The sequence below is a fragment of the Pseudomonas sp. I2 genome, assembly GCF_040984075.1.
Lineage (GTDB): Bacteria > Pseudomonadota > Gammaproteobacteria > Pseudomonadales > Pseudomonadaceae > Aquipseudomonas > Aquipseudomonas guariconensis_B.
Window position 1 is genome coordinate 1 of record NZ_JBCGFQ010000071.1, and the last position, 16848, is coordinate 16848.

Here is a 16848-nt window from a genome sequence, read left to right on the forward strand (position 1 = left end):
GTTCGCTCTGGGCTGGTCGGTCGGGACTTTCCATTGCCACTTGGGGCTGCAAAGCAGCCCCAACACTCGAAGCACTATTCAACTGACCCGTCGTCTTCAGAACGCCACGGACGTTTGCACATACACCGTCCGCGGTTCCCCCACGTACTTGCCCTTGTTGTTGTCATCGAACGAGCGGGTGTAGTACTCGCGGTTGAACAGGTTCTTCACCCCCACCGCCACCTTCAGGTTCGACAACTGCGGCCCGAAGTCATACCCGGCGCGGGTGCTGACCAGCATGTAGCCGGGGATGCGCCCGGTGCTGCCGTCGGCGCTTTCGCTGCCGGTGTTGGCGTTGTCGGCGTACTGGCTGCTCTGGAAGCTGCTGTCCAGGTTCAACTGCCATGGGCCCTCGGTGTAGCCGATACCCAGGGTGCCCTTGTGCCGCGAGGAGAACGGCACCTGGTTGCCCTTGTTCGGCCCGTCCTCGCGGATCGTGGCGTCGACGAAGGCGTAGCTGGCGTGCACATCGAAGCCGGCCAGTGCCGGGTTCAGGCCGTCGAGGGCATAGCGCACGCTGGTCTCGATGCCCTGGTGGCGGGTTTCGCCGCGGGCGATCACCGAGTCGTTGGTCTGGTTGCTTTCGTACTGGTTGTCGAAGTTGATCAGGAAGGCGCCGATCTCTGCCTGCAGGTCACCGTTGTCGTAGCGGGTGCCGACTTCCCAGGTGCGCGCTTTTTCCGGCTTGACCTCGCCGCTGCTGACCCGGTTGGGCATCTGGCTGTACTGCACGCTGCCGAAGGAGCCTTCGGTGTTGGCGTAGAGGTTCCAGATGTCGGTCAGGTGGTACATCACGTTCAGCGCTGGCAGGGCGGTGTTGTAGCTGCCTTGGTAACGCTCGCCGGTAAGCTTGTTGCTCTGCTCGGAGTCGATCATCTCGTAGCGGATGCCTGGGGTGATGGTCCAGCGGCCGATGTCGATGCGATCGTCCAGGTAGATCGCGTGGGCCTCGGTGCTGCCACGGGTATCGCGGTCGTTGCGGCTGGCGGTGGTCGGCAGATCACCGTTGATCGGCTCGCGGAAGCGCAGCTCGTGGCCGGCTTCGTTGACGTAGCGGTAGCCGATGCCCAGCTCGTGCCAGCTGTCGCCCAGGGCCAGGCCTTGCGAGAAACGGGTCTCGATGCCGCGCACCCAGTATTCGCGTGGCGACAGCGAAACGAAGCTGCCCTGGTCGAGGTAGCCGCTGCGCAGAGTCTTGGTGAAGAAGCTGTTGACGCTGAACTGGCGGTCGTCCTGCTTGTAGTCGTAGCCGACATTGACCAGCGTACGGCGGCCCCAGAACTTGTCCTGCAGGCGTGTCGACTGGTACGGGTCGGCGTCGAAGTCGGCCGTGCTCAGGCCGCCGGGCATGTCGGCCTCGCCCTCGTAGTACTGGGCCATGGCGTGCAGGCTGTTGGCCTCGTCGAGCTGCAGCTTGCCCTTGAGGATCAGGTCGTCGATCTGCGTGTCGCTGTGCTCGCGCCAGTCGCCGCCGCGGGTGCCGGAGTACAGCAGGGCGCCGCCCAGGCCGTTGTCGTGGGTGCCGCCGACCAGCAGGTTGGCGCTGTTCTTGAAGCCGTCGTGGCTCGACGAGGGGCTGATCTGGTTCTGCATGGCGGCCTTGAAGGTCGCTTGCTCCGGGATCGCCCGGGTCACGAAGTTGACGATGCCACCGACGTTCTGCGGCCCGTAGCGCACCGCGCCGCCGCCGCGTACCACATCCACCGCGTCCATGTTGCCCAGGCTGATCGGTGCCAGCGACAGCTGTGGCTGGCCGTAGGGGGCGAAGGGGACCGGGATGCCATCCATCAGCACGGTCGAGCGCGAGGCCAGGCGTGGGTTGAGGCCGCGGATGCCGAAGTTCAGCGCCAGGTCGTGGCTGCCCGTGCCGTTGTTTTCCGGTGCGTTCACCCCCGGGATGCGGTTGAGCACTTCACGGGCGGTGCTGGCGCCGTTGCGCTCGAAGTCTTCGCGGCGCACCACGTCGCGGGCGCCGGGGTGTTCGAAGACGTTGTCCTGGCGCGCTTCGGCCAGCCAGTCGCCGACCACGGTCGAGGCGCTCAACTCCACGGGCGCACCGGCGGTGCTGGCGGCGGCCGGTTGCAGGCTGTAGGCGTTGTCGGCTTCCTGGCGTGCCTGCAGGCCACTGCCGCGCAGCAACGTATCGAGGCCCTGGCGTACATCGTATTCGCCCTCCAGGCCTGGGCTCTGCAGGCCTTGGGTCAGGTGCGAACCGAAGCTGATCAGCGCGCCGCTCTCGCGGCCGAACTGGTTGAGGGCATCTTCCAGGGCGCCGGCGGCGATGTGGTAGGCGCGGGCATCGGCGGCCTGGATGGTAGGTACGGTGAGGCCCAGGGCGGTGGCGAGCAACAAGGCCTGGACGAGGGGGCTGGGACGAAACAGCATGCGAGTGGTCCTTGAGAAGGGGGTTCTGCCTTCTCTGTCACGCGAGCCTTTGAAAATGGCTCAGGGGAATTGCAATTTTTTTCCGGGTTTCGCTTGGCGGCGGGTCAACCGATTCGCGGCTCCACCTTCACCCAGTAGCGGGTAAACCGCTTGACCCGTACCGGCAACGCCACTTCCAGCATCTCCAGGATCCGTTCACTGTCGTCCAACGGATACGACCCGGAGATCCGCAGCTCGGCCACCTGGTCGCTGCACCCCAGTTGCCCGTGCCGATAGCGCCCGAGCTCGGCGAGAAAGTCCGCCAGACGCATGTGCGAGGCCACCAGCATGCCGTCGACCCAGGCTCCGATATTGCGGTTCAGCGGTGCAATGTCATGCCAACCACCGTTGGCGAACCTGGCCTGTTGACCGGCCAGCAACGTTTGCCCGGCCAGGCTCGCCGAGCCACTGAACACCGAGACCAGGCTGAAGTCGGCGAACTGCCGTACGTTGAAACGCCCCAGCGTCAGTTGCAGCGCACCCCCGCCAGTGCGTAGCAGCAAGGGGCGCGGGTCCTTGGCCACCTGCAATTGCACTTCACCTTCGAGCAGGCGCACCTGCCGTTGCTGGCCATCGAAACGTACGTCGGCGGCACTGCGAGTGTTGAGCTGCAACAGGCTGCCGTCGTCCAGGTGCATCCGCCGGCGCTGGCCGACCGGGCTACGGTAGTCGGCCATCAGCCCTGGCAGGGGATTGTGCTGTCGCAAGCCCAGCCCCGTGGCACTGGCCACGCCGACCAGCAACAGCGCCTTGAGCGCTCGCCGCCGCGCAGGAGAGGGGGGCGCCTGCAGCGTGGCGTGCACCACCGGCGAGGCCACCCCGCGCAAGCGTTGGTTGACCTGCTGGATATGCGCCCAGGCGCGCTGGTGCTCGTGGTCGGCCTGCAGCCAGCGCTCCAGGGCCTGCTGCTGGGCCAGGTCGAAGTCCTCGCCCTGGGACTCGATCAGCCAGTGCACGGCCTGCTCGGCCACCTGCGGGGAGAAGCTGGTGTTCATAGCGCGAAGTAGCAGCGCAGGGCTGCCTTGTTCAGGTAGCGCTTGACCGTGGCCAGCGAGATGCCCAGCTCACGGGCGATGTCGGCCTGGCCCAGGCCGTCGATCTGGGCCAGCAGGAAGGCCCGTTTGACCAGCGGTGGCAGGCCGTCGAGCAGGCGATCGAGTTCCAGCAGAGTCTCGAAGATGAGTGCCTTCTGCTCCTCGCTCGGCGCCACCTCTTCGGGAACCTCGGCCAAGGCCTGGAGATAGGCACGCTCCAGCTCCTGGCGGCGAAAGTGGTTGCACAGCACGCGCTTGGCCACGGTGACGAGGAAGGCGCGCGGCTCGACCAACTGGGGCGCTTCGCGGGCCTGTAGCAGGCGCACGTAGGTGTCCTGGGCGAGGTCCGCGGCGCTCTGCGGGCAGCCCAGGCGGCGGCGCAGCCAACCGGTCAGCCAGTTGTGATGGGCGTGGTAGAGGCCTTCGACCGTGGAAGAGAGGGCACTGGGCACCGATGCGACTCCGGCGCCTTTCGACGCATCTGCAAGTAAGAATTGTTCGCATTGTATTCGGGCAGGGCGGTGCAGGGCAATCGCTGCCGATGCCATGCGGGGCAAAGCCCCCGCAAACCCAAGGCATCGCCCAGGCTTTGCCTATGAGAATTGAAATCATTACTATTGAGCCCCCGATGCTTCCCGGACCGCCGCCATGAAAAGCAAAGCCGGCCTGCCCCTGGCCTATCGACTGGCCGTGACCTCGCGCAGCCTGGCCGCCTTGCTGGGCGGCTACCTGCTGGCCTCCATGGCGAGCGTGTGCATCTCGCTGCTGGCGCCGATGCGCCAGGTCGATGCGGCCTTGACCGGCATGATGCTGTCGTTCCTGTTCTACCTGCTGGCCTTCATCTGGTGCTTCGCCTGCCGTAGCGCCGCACGTGCCTGGCTGGGCGTACTGCTGCCGAGCCTGGTGCTGGGGGCGATCAACGGGCTGGCCTACTGGATGAAAAACCCATGAAAGAGGGCTTCCGCCAGGCCATGGCCTGGCTGCACACCTGGACCGGCCTGATCTTCGGCTGGCTGTTGTTCGCCATCTTCCTCACCGGGACGCTGTCGTACTTCAAGGAGGAGATCAATCACTGGAGCCAGCCGGAAATCCACAGCCATCCGCTCGATTCGATGGCGAGCCTGGGCCTGGCCCAGCGCTACCTGGAAACCAACGCCGGCAATGCCGGCAGCTGGTTCATCCGCCTGCCCAACGCGCGCGAGGCGGCGCTGAGCGTCAATTGGCGCGACAGGGACGCCGGCGGGCGCCGTGGCTTCACCGGCAAGTCGCTGGACGCCCAAAGCGGCCAGGAGGTCGAGGCCCGCGACAGCCGCGGCGGCGAATTCTTCTACCGCTTCCACTTCCAACTGGAGATGCCCTATCCCTGGGGCCGCTGGTTGTCGACCTTCTGCGCCTTCATCATGCTGCTGGGCCTGGTCACCGGCATCATCACCCACAAGAAGATCTTCAAGGAGTTCTTCACCTTCCGCCCGGGCAAGGGGCAGCGCTCATGGCTCGATGGCCACAACGCCATCGGCGTGCTGGTGCTGCCGTTCCACCTGATGATCAGCTACAGCAGCCTGGTGCTTTTCATGTACCTGGTGATGCCGGCCGGCATCCTGGCCAGCTATGGCAGCCCCAACGGCTATTTCAACGACCTCTTCGGGCGCGACGAGCCGCCGAAGCTGGCCGGTGTCGCGGCGCCGCTGGTGCCGCTGCCGAGTCTGTATGCCAAGGTCCAGGAGCGGGTACCGGGCGCGCGCATCGGTTACATCCAAGTGCAGAACCCCGGCGACGCCAATGCCCGCGTGACCTTCACCCAGGCCGCGGCAGATAACGTGGCCTACAAGCGCAGCGCCAACTGGACCTTCGACGGCGCCAGCGGCGAGCTGCTGAGTCAGGGTGCGCCGGAAAGCGCGGCGATGATGACCTCCTTCACCCTGGTCGGGCTGCACATGGGCAACTTCGCCGGGCCCTGGTTGCGCTGGTTGTACTTCGTCTTCGGCGTGGCCGGTACGGCGGTGATCGGCACCGGGCTGGTGATGTGGCTGGGCAAACGCCAGCTCAAGCATGCCAAGAGCGCGCACATGCCGGCTGAGCTGCGCCTGGTCGAAGTGCTCAACATCGCCAGCATGAGTGGCCTGATGCTTGGCGTGGCAGCGTTCTTCTGGGCCAACCGCCTGCTGCCGGTGGCCCTGCAGGGGCGTGCCGACTGGGAAGTCAATGCCTTCTTCCTGGCCTGGGCGCTGTCGCTGGTCCACGCGCTGCTGCGCCCGGGGCGCCGGGCCTGGGGCGAGCAGTTGGGGCTGGGGGCGTTGGCGTTTGCTTTGTTGCCGCTGCTCAATGGCCTGAGCACTGGCCAGGGCCTGGATCATTCGATCGCTGTGGGCGACTGGGCCATGGCCGGCTTCGACCTCACCGCGCTGGCCACCGGTTTGTTCCTCGCCTGGGCTGCCAGCAAGATGCTGCGCACGCCCAAACCCACTGCCAAGCGTGCGCCGCGCGCGGCCAAGTCCGCCGGCGATACGGCGCAGGTGAATTGATGTTGAGTATTGCCTTGATCGGTTTCGCCGGTTTTGCCGCCCTTTGCCTGGCCATGGAAAAGCACTTCAACGACCTGCTGGGGCGCAAGCCCGGTGCCCAGCTGGTGCGTGCTCTACGCATCGGCGGTTGGGTGCTGCTGGCGCTGTCGCTGGTGCTCGCGGTGCACCTGCGCGGCTGGGCGCTGGGCCTGGTGGAATGGATCGCGGTGCTGATGGCCGGGGTGACCCTGTGGGTCTTCGGCCTGCCGTACCAGCCGCGCCTGCTGCTGGGGCTGGCTGCGGCGAGCCTGGTGCTGGGGCCGCTGCTGGCTGTCCTGGCTTTCTGAGCTGTTCAACTGCCATTTGGGTAGCGGCCCCAATGCTGACTAATTCGAGAAAGCGGCCCGGTATTCGCCGGGTGTCGCCCCCAGCACCTGGCGGAAGCGGTTGCTGAAGTGGCTGGCGCTGGCGAAGCCGCAGAGCAGGGCGACCTGGCCCAGCGGCAACTGGCCCAGGCGCAGCAACTGGCAGGCGTGGTGCAGGCGGCGGGCCAGCAGGTACTGGTGTGGCGGCAGGCCGAAGCTGCTGCGGAACATGCGGGCGAAGTGGTACTCGGAGAGATTGCAGCGCAGGGCCAGCTCGCCCAGGGTGATGGGCTGGTCCAGGTGCGCCTCGATGTAATCGACCAGTTGCCGGCGCTGGTGTGGCGCCAGCCCGCCTTTCAGGCGCACGCCCTGGCGCAGGCCGGCCTGGCAGAGCACCGCGTGGTCGATGATCTCGTGGGCCAGGCTGCTGGCCAGCAGGCGCTCGCCGGGTTCGCTCCAGTCCAGGGCGATCAGTTGGCGGAAGCGCCGGGCCTGCTGCGGATCGTCGAGGAAGGTCGCCTCTTGCAACTGCATCTCGCGTGGTTCGCGATCGAGCAGGCGGATGCAGCCGAGGGCGAACTGTTCTTCGCTGATGTACAGGTGCGCCAGGCGGATCGGGCCATTGACCACCCAGTTCGACTCGTGGCCGGCAGGCATGATGCACAGTTTGTCCGGCGCGCCCTTGTCGGCCGGGCGCTGGCGGCGGAAGGTGCCGGTGCCGTCGGCGATGTAGCACGACAGGGTATGGTGGCTGGGGGCAAGGTAGTCGCGGGCGTCGTCGCGGTTGCGCCACAGGGCTGCAGCCAGCCCGTCGCCCAGTTGCGCGCTCAGTTCCAGGCGGGCATGGGGCGAGGCGTGCATGGCATTGAAGACGTGCAGCTGGGTCAGTGGGGTCATCGGCGCTTCCTCTCGATGCCATCCTACTGCGACGACCTCGGGCTGGCAGCCCCTGACGCTGCAAAAGCGCAAGTTTGTGCAAGCGTGGCGACGGAGGGGGAGGGGAGACTGTAAGTCCTGGCGAGGGCTGCGCCCTCGATCGCGGGCAAGCCGCTCCCACAGGGAACGCGTCGCTCTCGACGGCGTGGGGGCGGCGTGTCTTGCGGTGTGCCGGGCACCGACTTCGCTATGCCCGAGGAATTGCTGCCATGAACCTGTCGCTGTACCTGCTCACCGTCTTGATCTGGGGCACCACCTGGATCGCCTTGAAGCTGCAACTGGGCGTGGTCGCCATCCCGGTGTCGATCGTCTACCGCTTCGCCCTGGCCGGGTTGATCCTATTCGCCATCCTCCTGCTGACCCGCCGCCTGCAACCGATGGATCGACGTGGCCACCTGGTCTGCCTGGCCCAGGGCCTGTGCCTGTTCTGCGTCAATTTCATGTGCTTTCTCACCGCCAGCCAGTGGATCGCCAGCGGCCTGATCGCCGTGGTGTTCTCCACCGCGACCTTGTGGAACGCATTGAATGCGCGGGTTTTCTTCGGCCAGCGCATCGCGGCCAATGTGCTCGGCGGCGGCGCTCTGGGGCTGCTCGGCCTGGGGCTGCTGTTCTGGCCGGAGCTGTCCGGCCATGCGGCCAGCCGCCAGACCCTGTACGGCCTGGGCCTGGCGTTGTTCGGCACCTTGTGCTTCTCGGCGGGCAACCTGCTTTCCAGCCTGCAGCAGAAGGCCGGCCTCAAGCCCATGACCACCAATGCCTGGGGCATGGTCTATGGGGCGGCGATGCTGTCGGTGTATTGCCTGTTCAGTGGCATTCCGTTCGCCATGGAGTGGAATGCACGCTACATCGGTTCGTTGCTGTACCTGGTGATCCCGGGTTCGGTGATCGGCTTCACCGCCTACCTGACCCTGGTGGGCCGCATGGGGCCGGAGCGGGCGGCCTATTGCACGGTGCTGTTCCCGCTGGTGGCGCTGAACGTGTCGGCCTTTGCCGAGGGCTATCAGTGGACGCCGCCGGCACTGCTGGGGTTGGTGGCGGTGATGGCGGGCAACGTGCTGGTGTTTCGCAAGCCAAGGGCCAAGGCGCCTGCAGCGGTGGTTACGGTCAAGTAGTGCTGCGTTGCCTGTGCGGCCCTATCGCCGGCTTGCCAGCGATAGGGCCTGAGTGGTCAACCCATCGATCAGTGTTTCCACACCTGCGGGTTCACCAGGTCCTGTGGCCGCTCGCCCAGCAGCGCCGCACGCAGGTTGTCCATCGCCCGGCTGGCCATGGCGTCGCGGGTCTCGGCGGTGGCCGAGCCGACGTGCGGCAGGGTCAGGGCGTTGGGTAGGCTGAACAGCGGCGACTCGGCCAGCGGTTCGCGCTCGTACACATCCAGCCCGGCGCCACGGAGGGTGCCGTCTTGCAGGGCCTCGACCAGCGCTGCTTCGTCCACCACCGGCCCGCGGGAGATGTTGACCAGGAAGGCGCTGGGCTTCATCAGCTTCAGCTCGCGCGCGCCGATCAGCTTGCGCGTGGCATCGGACAGCGGCACCACCAGGCAGACGAAATCGGCTTCGCCGAGCAGTTGCTCCAGGCTGCGGTACTGGGCGCCGAGCTCCTGTTCCAGGGCCGGCTTGCGGCTGTTGCCGCTGTACAGCACTTGCATGCCGAAGCCGAAGCGGCCACGGCGGGCGATGGCCGCGCCGATGTTGCCCAGGCCGACGATGCCCAAGGTCTTGCCGTGCACGTCGCTGCCGAACTGGGCTGGGCCCACGGTGGCTCGCCACTGGCCGGCCTTGGTCCAGGCGTCCAGCTCGGCGACCCGGCGGGCGCACCCCATGATCAGGGCAAAGCCCAGGTCGGCGGTGCTTTCGGTGAGCACGTCGGGGGTGTTGGTCAGGGCGATGCCGCGTTCATTGAAATAGGCCAGGTCGTAGTTGTCGTAGCCCACCGAGATGCTGGAGACCACCTCGAGCTTCGCCGCTCCTTCGAGCTGCGCACGGCCCAGCTTGCGGCCGACGCCGATCAGGCCGTGGGCCTCGGGCAGGGCTTCGTTGAACTGGGCGGCGATGTCGCCGAGCTTGGGGTTGGGCACGATCACGTTGAAGTCTTGCTGCAGGCGCTCGGCCATGGCCGGGGTGATGCGGCTGAAGGCCAGGACGGTCTTTTTCATCGGGCTACTTCTCTGCAAGGCGGGGAGGGCAGTTTCGGACTTCGGACTTCGGGCTGCAAGCTTGCAGCTTGCGGCCCCCGTCAGTTGGCGATCAAAAGCTCGTGGGTCTTCAGGTCGGCCTCGTGCGCCGCGAGGATCTCGGGCAGGGAATTGCGCAGGTACTCGACCCAGGTCTTGATCTTGGCATCCAGGTACTGGCGCGAAGGGTAGATCGCGTACAGGTTCAGCTCCTGCAGCCGGTAGTCGGGCATGATCCGCACCAGGCTGCCGTCGCGCAGGCCGTCTATGGCCGAGTAGATCGGCAGCACGCCCACGCCCATGCCGCTGCGGATCGCGGTCTTCATGGCGTCGGCGGAGTTCACCTGGAACGGCGAGGTGGTGATGTTGACCATCTCCTGGCCTTCCGGGCCGTTGAACAGCCACTTCTCCAGGGGGATCACGGGGCTGACCATGCGCAGGCAGGCATGCTGGAGCAGGTCGGCCGGCTTGTGGGCGATGCCGTGCCTGGCCACGTATTCCGGGGAGGCGCAGACGATGCTGTAGGTGATCCCCAGGCGCTGCGAAACGAAACCGGAGTCCGGCAGCTCGCTGGCCAGCACGATGGATACGTCGTAGCCCTCGTCGAGCAGGTCCGGTACGCGGTTGGCCATGGTCAGGTCGAAGGTCACGTCCGGGTGCGACTCGCGGTAGCGGGCGATGGCATCGACCACGAAATGCTGGCCGACCCCGGTCATCGAGTGCACCTTCAACTGCCCGGCCGGGCGGGCGTGGGCGTCGCTGGCCTCGGCTTCGGCCTCCTCGACGAAGGTCAGGATCTGCTCGCAGCGCATCAGGTAACGCTTGCCGGCCTCGGTGAGGGCGATGCGCCGGGTGGTGCGGTTGAGCAGCCGGGTTTGCAGATGGGCTTCCAGGTTGGAGACCGCCCGCGAGACGTTCGCGGTGGTCGTATCCAGTTGCGCGGCGGCAGCGGTGAAGCTGCCGAGCTGGGCCACGCAACTGAAAGCACGCATGTTTTGCAGGGTGTCCATGGGTCACTCTCAAGGTAGAGGACAAAATTGTGACATGAAGTAACCTAAACGGTCTTCCGACTAAAGCCGGATTATCGCTGTTTTGGTAACAAAGATTCGCAGGAATATGCGCTTATCGCCAGTGCGAGCGCCCCCTAGAATTGCCCGGCCTCATCCACCTCATCCGGGAAATCGCAGCTGTGCCGCGTCGCATCATCAGAGCGCTGAATGCGCTCAGTGCCTGTGCCCTCAGCCTCACCTTGAGCGGCTGTATCGGAACCTGGGGCATCGCCCCGCAAAGCAAGACGCTGCAAGCCAACACCCTGACCACCGACGACGCGATCCGCGAAGCCGCTCACGACGCCCACTGGCCCGAGCAGCAGTGGTGGCGTGCCTATGGCGATGCGCAACTGGACCACTGGGTGGCGCTGGCCCTGGCTGGCAGCCCGACCCTGGCCTTGGCCGCGGCGCGGGTGCGCGAGGCCAAGGCCATGGCCGGCGTGGTCGAGTCGGCCGAGAAGCTGCAGGCCAACGGCGAGGCGACCCTCAAGCGTCACAACTGGCCAGAGGATCAGTTCTACGGCCCCGGCGCGCTGTCCGGCGCCAACACCTGGGACAACAATGCCGCCATCGGCCTGAGCTACGCCCTCGACCTCTGGGGCCGCGAGCGCAATGCCAGCGAGCAGGCGGTGGACCTGGCTCACATGAGCGTCGCCGAGGCGCGTCAGGCCCAGCTGGAGCTGGTGAACAACCTGGTCAAGGTGTATATCCAACTGGCCTTGCACTTCGCCCAGCGCGACATCGTCAAGGCCGAACTGGGGCAACAGGAACAGATCCTCGCCCTGGCCAAGCGTCGTCTTGCCGGCGGCATCGGCACCCACTTCGAGGTCAGCCAGGCCGAGGCGCCGTTGCCGGAGACCCATCGCCAGCTCGATGCGCTCGGTGAAGAGATCGCCCTGGCGCGCAACCAGTTGGCGGCACTGGCCGGGCAGGGGCCGGGGGAGGGCGCGCAGATCCAGCGCCCGAGCCTGACCCTCGGCGCGCCGCTGAAGCTGCCGTCGAACCTGCCTGCCGAACTGGTCGGCCAGCGCCCCGACGTGGTCGCCAGCCGCTGGCAGGTGGCGGCCCAGGCCCGTGGCATCGACGTTGCCCATGCTGGTTTCTTCCCCAACGTCGATCTGGTCGGCGGCCTCGGCTTCATGGCCACCGGTGGTGGCCCGCTGGAATTCATCACCGGACGCAAGTTCAACTACAACGTGGGGCCGGCCATCAGCCTGCCGATCTTCGACGGTGGTCGCCTGCGCTCACAACTGGGCGTGGCGTCCGCTGGCTACGACGTGGCCGTGGCACGTTACAACCAGACGGTGGTGGGGGCGCTGAAGAACATCTCCGACCAGCTGATCCGGCGCGAGTCGATGAAGGAGCAGGCGCACTTTGCCGCCGAGTCCGTGGCGGCCGCGCAGAAGACCTATGACATCGCCATGGTCGCCTTCCAGCGCGGCCTGACCGGCTACCTCGAGGTGCTCAACGCCCAGACGCTGCTGTTTCGTCAGCAGCAGGTGCAGCAGCAGGTCCAGGCCGCGCGCCTGACCGCCCATGCCGAACTGGTCACCGCCCTCGGTGGTGGTTTGCAGGCGGGCCAGGATGTGCCGGAGCAGGAGCGCCAGGCGGCGCCCAGGACACCGGCGACCCTGGCCATCTTCGACCGACCGGGCCACGCCGAATGAGCGTACCGAGCCTGGCCCTGCGCTGGCTGCACAGCCTGGAATGGCGCCGGGGCTTCTTTGCCTGGGCGCGTACCGACGGGGTGACCTGGGTCTACATCTTCAAGATCCTCGCGGCGGCCTTCATCACCTTGTGGCTGGCCATGCGCCTGGAGCTGCCGCAGCCGCGCACGGCGATGATCACCGTGTTCATCGTCATGCAGCCGCAGAGTGGCCATGTGTTCGCCAAGAGCTTCTACCGGGTGCTTGGCACCCTGGCCGGCTCGGCGATGATGGTCGCGCTGATCGCCCTCTTTCCGCAGAACACCGAGCTGTTCCTGCCCAGCCTGGCGCTGTGGGTCGGCTTGTGCTCGGCTGGTGCCATGCGCTACCGCACCTTCCGCGCCTATGGCTTCGTCCTGGCCGGCTACACCGCGGCGATGATCGGCCTGCCGGTGCTGGAGCACCCCGACCGGGCGTTCATGGCGGCGGTCTGGCGGGTGCTGGAGATCTCCCTGGGCATTCTCGTGTCCACCCTGGTCAGTGCGGCGATCCTGCCCCAGTCGGCCAGCGCTGCCATGCGCAACGCCCTGTACCAGCGTTTTGGCGTGTTTGCCAGGGTGGTGGTCGAGGCCTTGCACGGCGATAGCCAGCGCGACCGCTACGAGAGCAGCAACGTGCGCTTCATCGCCGAGGCGGTGGGCCTTGAGAGCCTGCGCAACGTCACCGCCTTCGAAGACCCGCACATGCGTCGGCGCAGCGGCCGGCTGGTGCGCATGAACAGCGAGTTCATGGCCATCACCACGCGCTTCAACGCCCTGCACCGGCTGCTCGAACGCCTGCGCGCCCGTGGCCCGCTGCAGATCGTCGGCGCCATCGAACCGGGCCTTGCGACCCTCGCCGAGTTGCTCGAACCCTACGTCGACCGGGCCCTGACCGACGCCGACGCGCTGCGCCTGACGCTCGAGCTGGCCGCCTACAAGGACGGCCTGCAGGCCCAGGTACGCGGCCTGCGGACGGCCTACCTGCAGACCCAGCCCAGCGAGGCCGACCTGCTGGATTTCCACACCGCCTACGAGCTGCTGTACCGCTTCGTCGACGACCTGTACAGCTACGCCCAGACCCACGCCTCGCTGGCCGTGCACAAGCATGAGCGCGAGCAGTGGGACGAGCCCTACGTGTCGCGGACCAACTGGCTGGTGTCGTTGGCGGCGGGCATGCGCGCCTCGGCGGTGCTGTTGCTGCTGGGCAGCTACTGGCTGCTCAGCGACTGGCCGAGCGGCGGCATGATGACCCTGATCGCCTGCGTCACCGTGGGCTTGTCGGCCGCCTCGCCGAACCCTCGGCGCATGTCGTTCCAGATGGCCTGCGGGACCTTGCTCGGCGCCTTCGTCGGCTTCTTCGAGACCTTCTTCGTCTTCCCCTGGATCGATGGCTTTGCGCTGTTGTGCATGGTGCTGGCGCCGGTGTTCGTGCTCGGCGCCTTCCTTTCCTCGCGTCCGGCCTATGCCGGCTATGGGATCGGCCTGCTGGTGTTCTTCGCCATCGGCTCGGTGCCCAACAACCTGACGGTCTACGACCCCTACACCTTCATCAATGATTACCTCGGCATGGTCATCGGCATGCTGGTCTGCGCGGCTGCCGGGGCGATCATCCTGCCGCCCAATAGCCGCTGGCTGTGGAGCCGCCTGGAGCAGGACCTGCGCGAACAGGTGCTGTTCGCCATCAGCGGGCGCCTGCGCGGGCTGGGCTCGGCCTTCGAAAGCCGTACCCGCGACCTGCTGCACCAGGCCTATGGCCTGGCCGCCGGCAAGCCGCAGGTGCAGAGCGAGCTGATGCGCTGGATGTTCGTGGTGTCGGAGATCGGCCACGCCATCATCGAGCTGCGCAAGGAGCAGGCCGGTGCCCCGGTGCACCCGGCCTACGCCGAATCGCAGCCCTGGCGCCAGGCCATCCGTGTCATGGGCCGGGCCCTGGCGCGGCTGTTCCTGCTGCCCAACGCCAGCAACCACGAACGCGCCCTGGTGGCGGTGGACCATGCCATCAGCCGCGTGCGGGCCACCGACGAACCCTTCGCCCGGCACTTCGACACCTCGGTGCTGCGCCGGGTGCAGAGCTACCTGCATTTCATCCGTACTTCCCTGCTCGACCCACGATCGCCGCTGGCGCCGGCGAAAGGATTGCACCATGCCCCGTGAGATCGCCTTCCATGGCGTGTACATGCCCACCATGACCTTGATGTTCCTGTTCGCCGCGGGCCTGGCCTGGGGCCTGGACCGCTTCATCGCGAGCGTGGATGGCTACCGTTTTTTCTGGCATCCGGCGCTGCTGCGCCTGAGCCTGTTCGTCTGCCTGTTCGGCGCCCTGGCGCTGTCGCTCTACTGGTGAGAATCCTTCGATGAAAAAGTTCTTCAGCCTGGTCGCCACCCTGCTGGTGCTGGCCGCCGCCGTGGTGATCGGCCGCCAGTTGTGGCTGCACTACATGACCACGCCCTGGACCCGCGACGGCCGGGTGCGCGCCGACATCGTCAATGTCGCCGCCGACGTGCCCGGCTACGTGGTGGACGTGCCGGTGCGCGACAACCAGCGGGTGAAGAAGGGCGATGTGCTGATCCAGATCGACCCCGAGCATTACCAGCTGGCGGTCGAGCAGGCCCGGGCACAGGTCGCCTCGCGCAAGGCCACCTGGGAGATGCGCAAGGTCAATGCCAGGCGCCGTGCCGACCTGGACAACCTGGTGATCTCCAGGGAGAACCGCGACGACGCCAGCAACATCGCCACTGCTGCCCTGGCCGACTACCAGCAGGCCCAGGCCCAGCTCGCCGCCGCCGAGCTGAACCTCAAGCGCACGCGGATCGTCGCCACGGTCGATGGCTACGTGACCAACCTGAATATCCACAGGGGGGATTACGCCCGCACCGGGGAGCCGGTGATGGCGGTGGTCGACGAGCACTCGTTCTGGGTGTACGGCTTCTTCGAGGAGACCAAGTTGCCCCATGTGAAGGTGGGCGATGAGGCCGAGTTGCAGATGATGAGCGGCGAGCGCATCAAAGGGCATGTGGAGAGCATCGCACGCGGCATCTACGACCGTGACAATCCGCAGAGCCGGGAGCTGATCGCCGATGTGAACCCGACCTTCAACTGGGTGAGGCTGGCCCAGCGGGTACCGGTGCGGATCCATATCGATGAAGTGCCGGAAGGGTTTCTGCTGGCGGCGGGGACGACCTGTACGGTGGTGGTCAAGCCGGGGGAGGGGTGATCCTGACGCATTCGCGGGGCGAGCCAGCCACAGGTTACGGCGCCGAGTTCATAACGGGCCTGGGTATGTCTTTGGGAAATGGCCTGCAAGCATCTAGGACGAGGATGCCATGAGCCTTTGGTCGTTTGGGCTGCACAATGGCCGAACCGGATCGACTGTGCAGACACCTTTGCCAAGAAAAAGGGGCAGTGCTCCCAGAGCCAGCGATCCAGAAAAAGAATGGCCCCGCAATGCGGGGCCATGGATACGTACCTAGCGTCATCACCAGCATGACCATCGGACTTCTGGGAGAGGGCGACATAGGGCTGCACGGCGAATGCTAATACAGGATGGCCGAGTTTGACAAACCAGGACTGGAACCCATCGCTCGAACAGGCGTTTTCCAAACCCCGTCTGGCTCGATACGCGCTCAACCCCCGGAAGGTCGAAGCCACGATAGCCTACGCCCATAACATGTTGCTAGGGCAAGCGATCCTGCCATGCTTGCATGTACTCGAGATCAGTCTGCGCAATGCTATGCATCAAGCACTGAAATCAAAATACGGAAGGTCCGACTGGTGGGAGATGGTCGGCTCCTTCACCGAGGCGGATCGGTTGGAGATTGAAAAAACCAGGACGTCCATCAAGGCAAAGCGTCATTCGGTTACCCCCGACAAGATCGTTTCGGACTTGAGCTTCGGTTTCTGGGTGTCGTTGCTCAACACTCGACATGAGCAGGAGTTCTGGAAGGAGTTACGTTTGGCCTTTCCTCGTTGCCCAAAGAAAAAGCGGCAGAGAAACGAGTTGTCGAAAGTGTTGAACCAGATTCGAGATCTTCGTAATCGCACCGCCCACCATGATGCCTTGCTTTGGCTGGAGCCTGACGTACGTCAGCGGTACCTGCTCTGTCTTGAAGTAATCGGCTGGATAAGCCCGGAGTTGAAGCCCTGGCTTAGCCAGTACGTGGGTTTCCTCAGGCCTGGTCCGACTGGCTGGGGTGTTCTGCTGGACTCAAGCCGCCCCCACCAACACCGGAATCTCTACCCTGTCGATCACCTTCGTGCTGATCGAAGGGTCTAGCAAGCGTCCCAGTCGCGACAGGTGGCGGTGGCCCATGATGATCAGTTCGCAGTCCAGTTCGCGGGCTTTGTCGACGATGGCCTCGACGGGCTCGTCGGCGACCACGTAGCCGTGGCTGTCGAACCCTGCATCGCGCAGGGCACGCACCGCCGTGGCCACGGCATGGTCGGCCAGGCGCTGTTCCTCGCAGGCGGCGGGGTATTCTTCCTGTTCTTCCTCGGTGTAGGCCGTCGGGCGCTCGTGCACGGCGAAGGTCGAGTCGATGGCCAGCAGTATGTGCAGTTCATGCTCGCCAGGACGGCAGTAGCGGTGAGCGAGGGCGAGCAGGGCACTGGCGGCGGGGGAGGCGTCGATGGCGATCAGGAC

Annotated in this window: 16 protein-coding genes; 9 read left to right on the forward strand and 7 right to left on the reverse strand. The window is 66.0% G+C overall.

The annotated features are described in order from the left end of the window. Positions 1-96 precede the first annotated feature (96 nt). From fecA to WCE05_RS24100, 3 genes are all read right to left on the reverse strand, one after another. The gene (gene fecA / locus WCE05_RS24090) at positions 97-2424 is read right to left on the reverse strand and encodes a TonB-dependent Fe(3+) dicitrate receptor FecA (protein ID WP_253099554.1); all 2328 of its coding nucleotides are present in this window, start codon (positions 2422-2424) and stop codon (positions 97-99) included. A 104-nt stretch (positions 2425-2528) separates the two neighbouring features. After that, a complete protein-coding gene (locus tag WCE05_RS24095; RefSeq protein WP_368816707.1) occupies positions 2529-3458 on the reverse strand; it encodes a FecR domain-containing protein in 930 nt (309 codons plus the stop codon). After that, complete coding sequence (locus WCE05_RS24100) at positions 3455-3949, reverse strand: sigma-70 family RNA polymerase sigma factor (protein ID WP_253091186.1); 495 nt, start codon at positions 3947-3949, stop codon at positions 3455-3457. The genes WCE05_RS24095 and WCE05_RS24100 overlap by 4 nt, the downstream gene beginning before the upstream one ends. A 196-nt stretch (positions 3950-4145) precedes the next feature. On the opposite strand from WCE05_RS24100, the gene WCE05_RS24105 reads away from it, so the two are divergent. From WCE05_RS24105 to WCE05_RS24115, 3 genes are read left to right on the forward strand one after another with little or no spacing between them, the layout of a single operon-like run. Next, positions 4146-4448 (forward strand): DUF3649 domain-containing protein, encoded by a 303-nt coding sequence (locus WCE05_RS24105; RefSeq protein WP_225789467.1) that lies wholly within the window; start codon positions 4146-4148, stop codon positions 4446-4448. Further along, complete coding sequence (locus WCE05_RS24110; RefSeq protein ID WP_368816708.1) at positions 4445-6019, forward strand: PepSY-associated TM helix domain-containing protein; 1575 nt, start codon at positions 4445-4447, stop codon at positions 6017-6019. Before WCE05_RS24105 ends, WCE05_RS24110 begins: the two co-directional genes overlap by 4 nt. Beyond that, on the forward strand, positions 6019-6345 hold the full coding sequence (locus WCE05_RS24115) for a DUF3325 domain-containing protein (protein ID WP_368816709.1): 327 nt from the start codon (positions 6019-6021) through the stop codon (positions 6343-6345). The genes WCE05_RS24110 and WCE05_RS24115 overlap by 1 nt, the downstream gene beginning before the upstream one ends. 39 nt (positions 6346-6384) lie before the next feature. Here the strand turns inward: WCE05_RS24115 and WCE05_RS24120 are convergent, their stop codons facing one another. Continuing rightward, entirely contained in the window at positions 6385-7260 is an 876-nt protein-coding gene (locus WCE05_RS24120) for a helix-turn-helix domain-containing protein (RefSeq protein ID WP_225789464.1), read from the reverse strand. A 248-nt stretch (positions 7261-7508) separates the two neighbouring features. On the opposite strand from WCE05_RS24120, the gene WCE05_RS24125 reads away from it, so the two are divergent. Then, entirely contained in the window at positions 7509-8411 is a 903-nt protein-coding gene (locus WCE05_RS24125; protein ID WP_368816710.1) for a DMT family transporter, read from the forward strand. Positions 8412-8479: 68 nt separating this feature from the next. Here the strand turns inward: WCE05_RS24125 and WCE05_RS24130 are convergent, their stop codons facing one another. Further along, positions 8480-9454: a 2-hydroxyacid dehydrogenase gene (locus WCE05_RS24130; RefSeq protein WP_368816711.1), complete on the reverse strand. Its 975-nt coding sequence runs from the start codon at positions 9452-9454 to the stop codon at positions 8480-8482. A gap of 80 nt (positions 9455-9534) precedes the next feature. After that, the gene (locus tag WCE05_RS24135) at positions 9535-10482 is read right to left on the reverse strand and encodes a LysR family transcriptional regulator (protein ID WP_225789461.1); all 948 of its coding nucleotides are present in this window, start codon (positions 10480-10482) and stop codon (positions 9535-9537) included. Positions 10483-10661: 179 nt separating this feature from the next. On the opposite strand from WCE05_RS24135, the gene WCE05_RS24140 reads away from it, so the two are divergent. The 5 genes from WCE05_RS24140 to WCE05_RS24160 all read left to right on the forward strand — a co-directional run bounded on the left by WCE05_RS24140 (position 10662) and on the right by WCE05_RS24160 (position 16482). Beyond that, a complete protein-coding gene (locus WCE05_RS24140) occupies positions 10662-12188 on the forward strand; it encodes an efflux transporter outer membrane subunit (protein ID WP_225789460.1) in 1527 nt (508 codons plus the stop codon). Beyond that, a complete protein-coding gene (locus WCE05_RS24145; protein ID WP_368816712.1) occupies positions 12185-14362 on the forward strand; it encodes an FUSC family protein in 2178 nt (725 codons plus the stop codon). The genes WCE05_RS24140 and WCE05_RS24145 overlap by 4 nt, the downstream gene beginning before the upstream one ends. Beyond that, positions 14352-14552: a DUF1656 domain-containing protein gene (locus WCE05_RS24150; protein ID WP_225789458.1), complete on the forward strand. Its 201-nt coding sequence runs from the start codon at positions 14352-14354 to the stop codon at positions 14550-14552. The genes WCE05_RS24145 and WCE05_RS24150 overlap by 11 nt, the downstream gene beginning before the upstream one ends. A gap of 10 nt (positions 14553-14562) precedes the next feature. Next, positions 14563-15423, forward strand: coding sequence for an efflux RND transporter periplasmic adaptor subunit (locus WCE05_RS24155; RefSeq protein WP_368816713.1), 861 nt, complete (start codon positions 14563-14565; stop codon positions 15421-15423). Positions 15424-15762: 339 nt separating this feature from the next. Then, positions 15763-16482: an Abi family protein gene (locus WCE05_RS24160; RefSeq protein WP_368816714.1), complete on the forward strand. Its 720-nt coding sequence runs from the start codon at positions 15763-15765 to the stop codon at positions 16480-16482. Here WCE05_RS24160 and WCE05_RS24165 read toward each other — a convergent pair. Beyond that, positions 16414-16848, reverse strand: a 435-nt coding sequence (locus WCE05_RS24165) for a universal stress protein (protein ID WP_368816715.1), incomplete at its 5' end; no start/stop codon positions are given. The genes WCE05_RS24160 and WCE05_RS24165 overlap by 69 nt on opposite strands.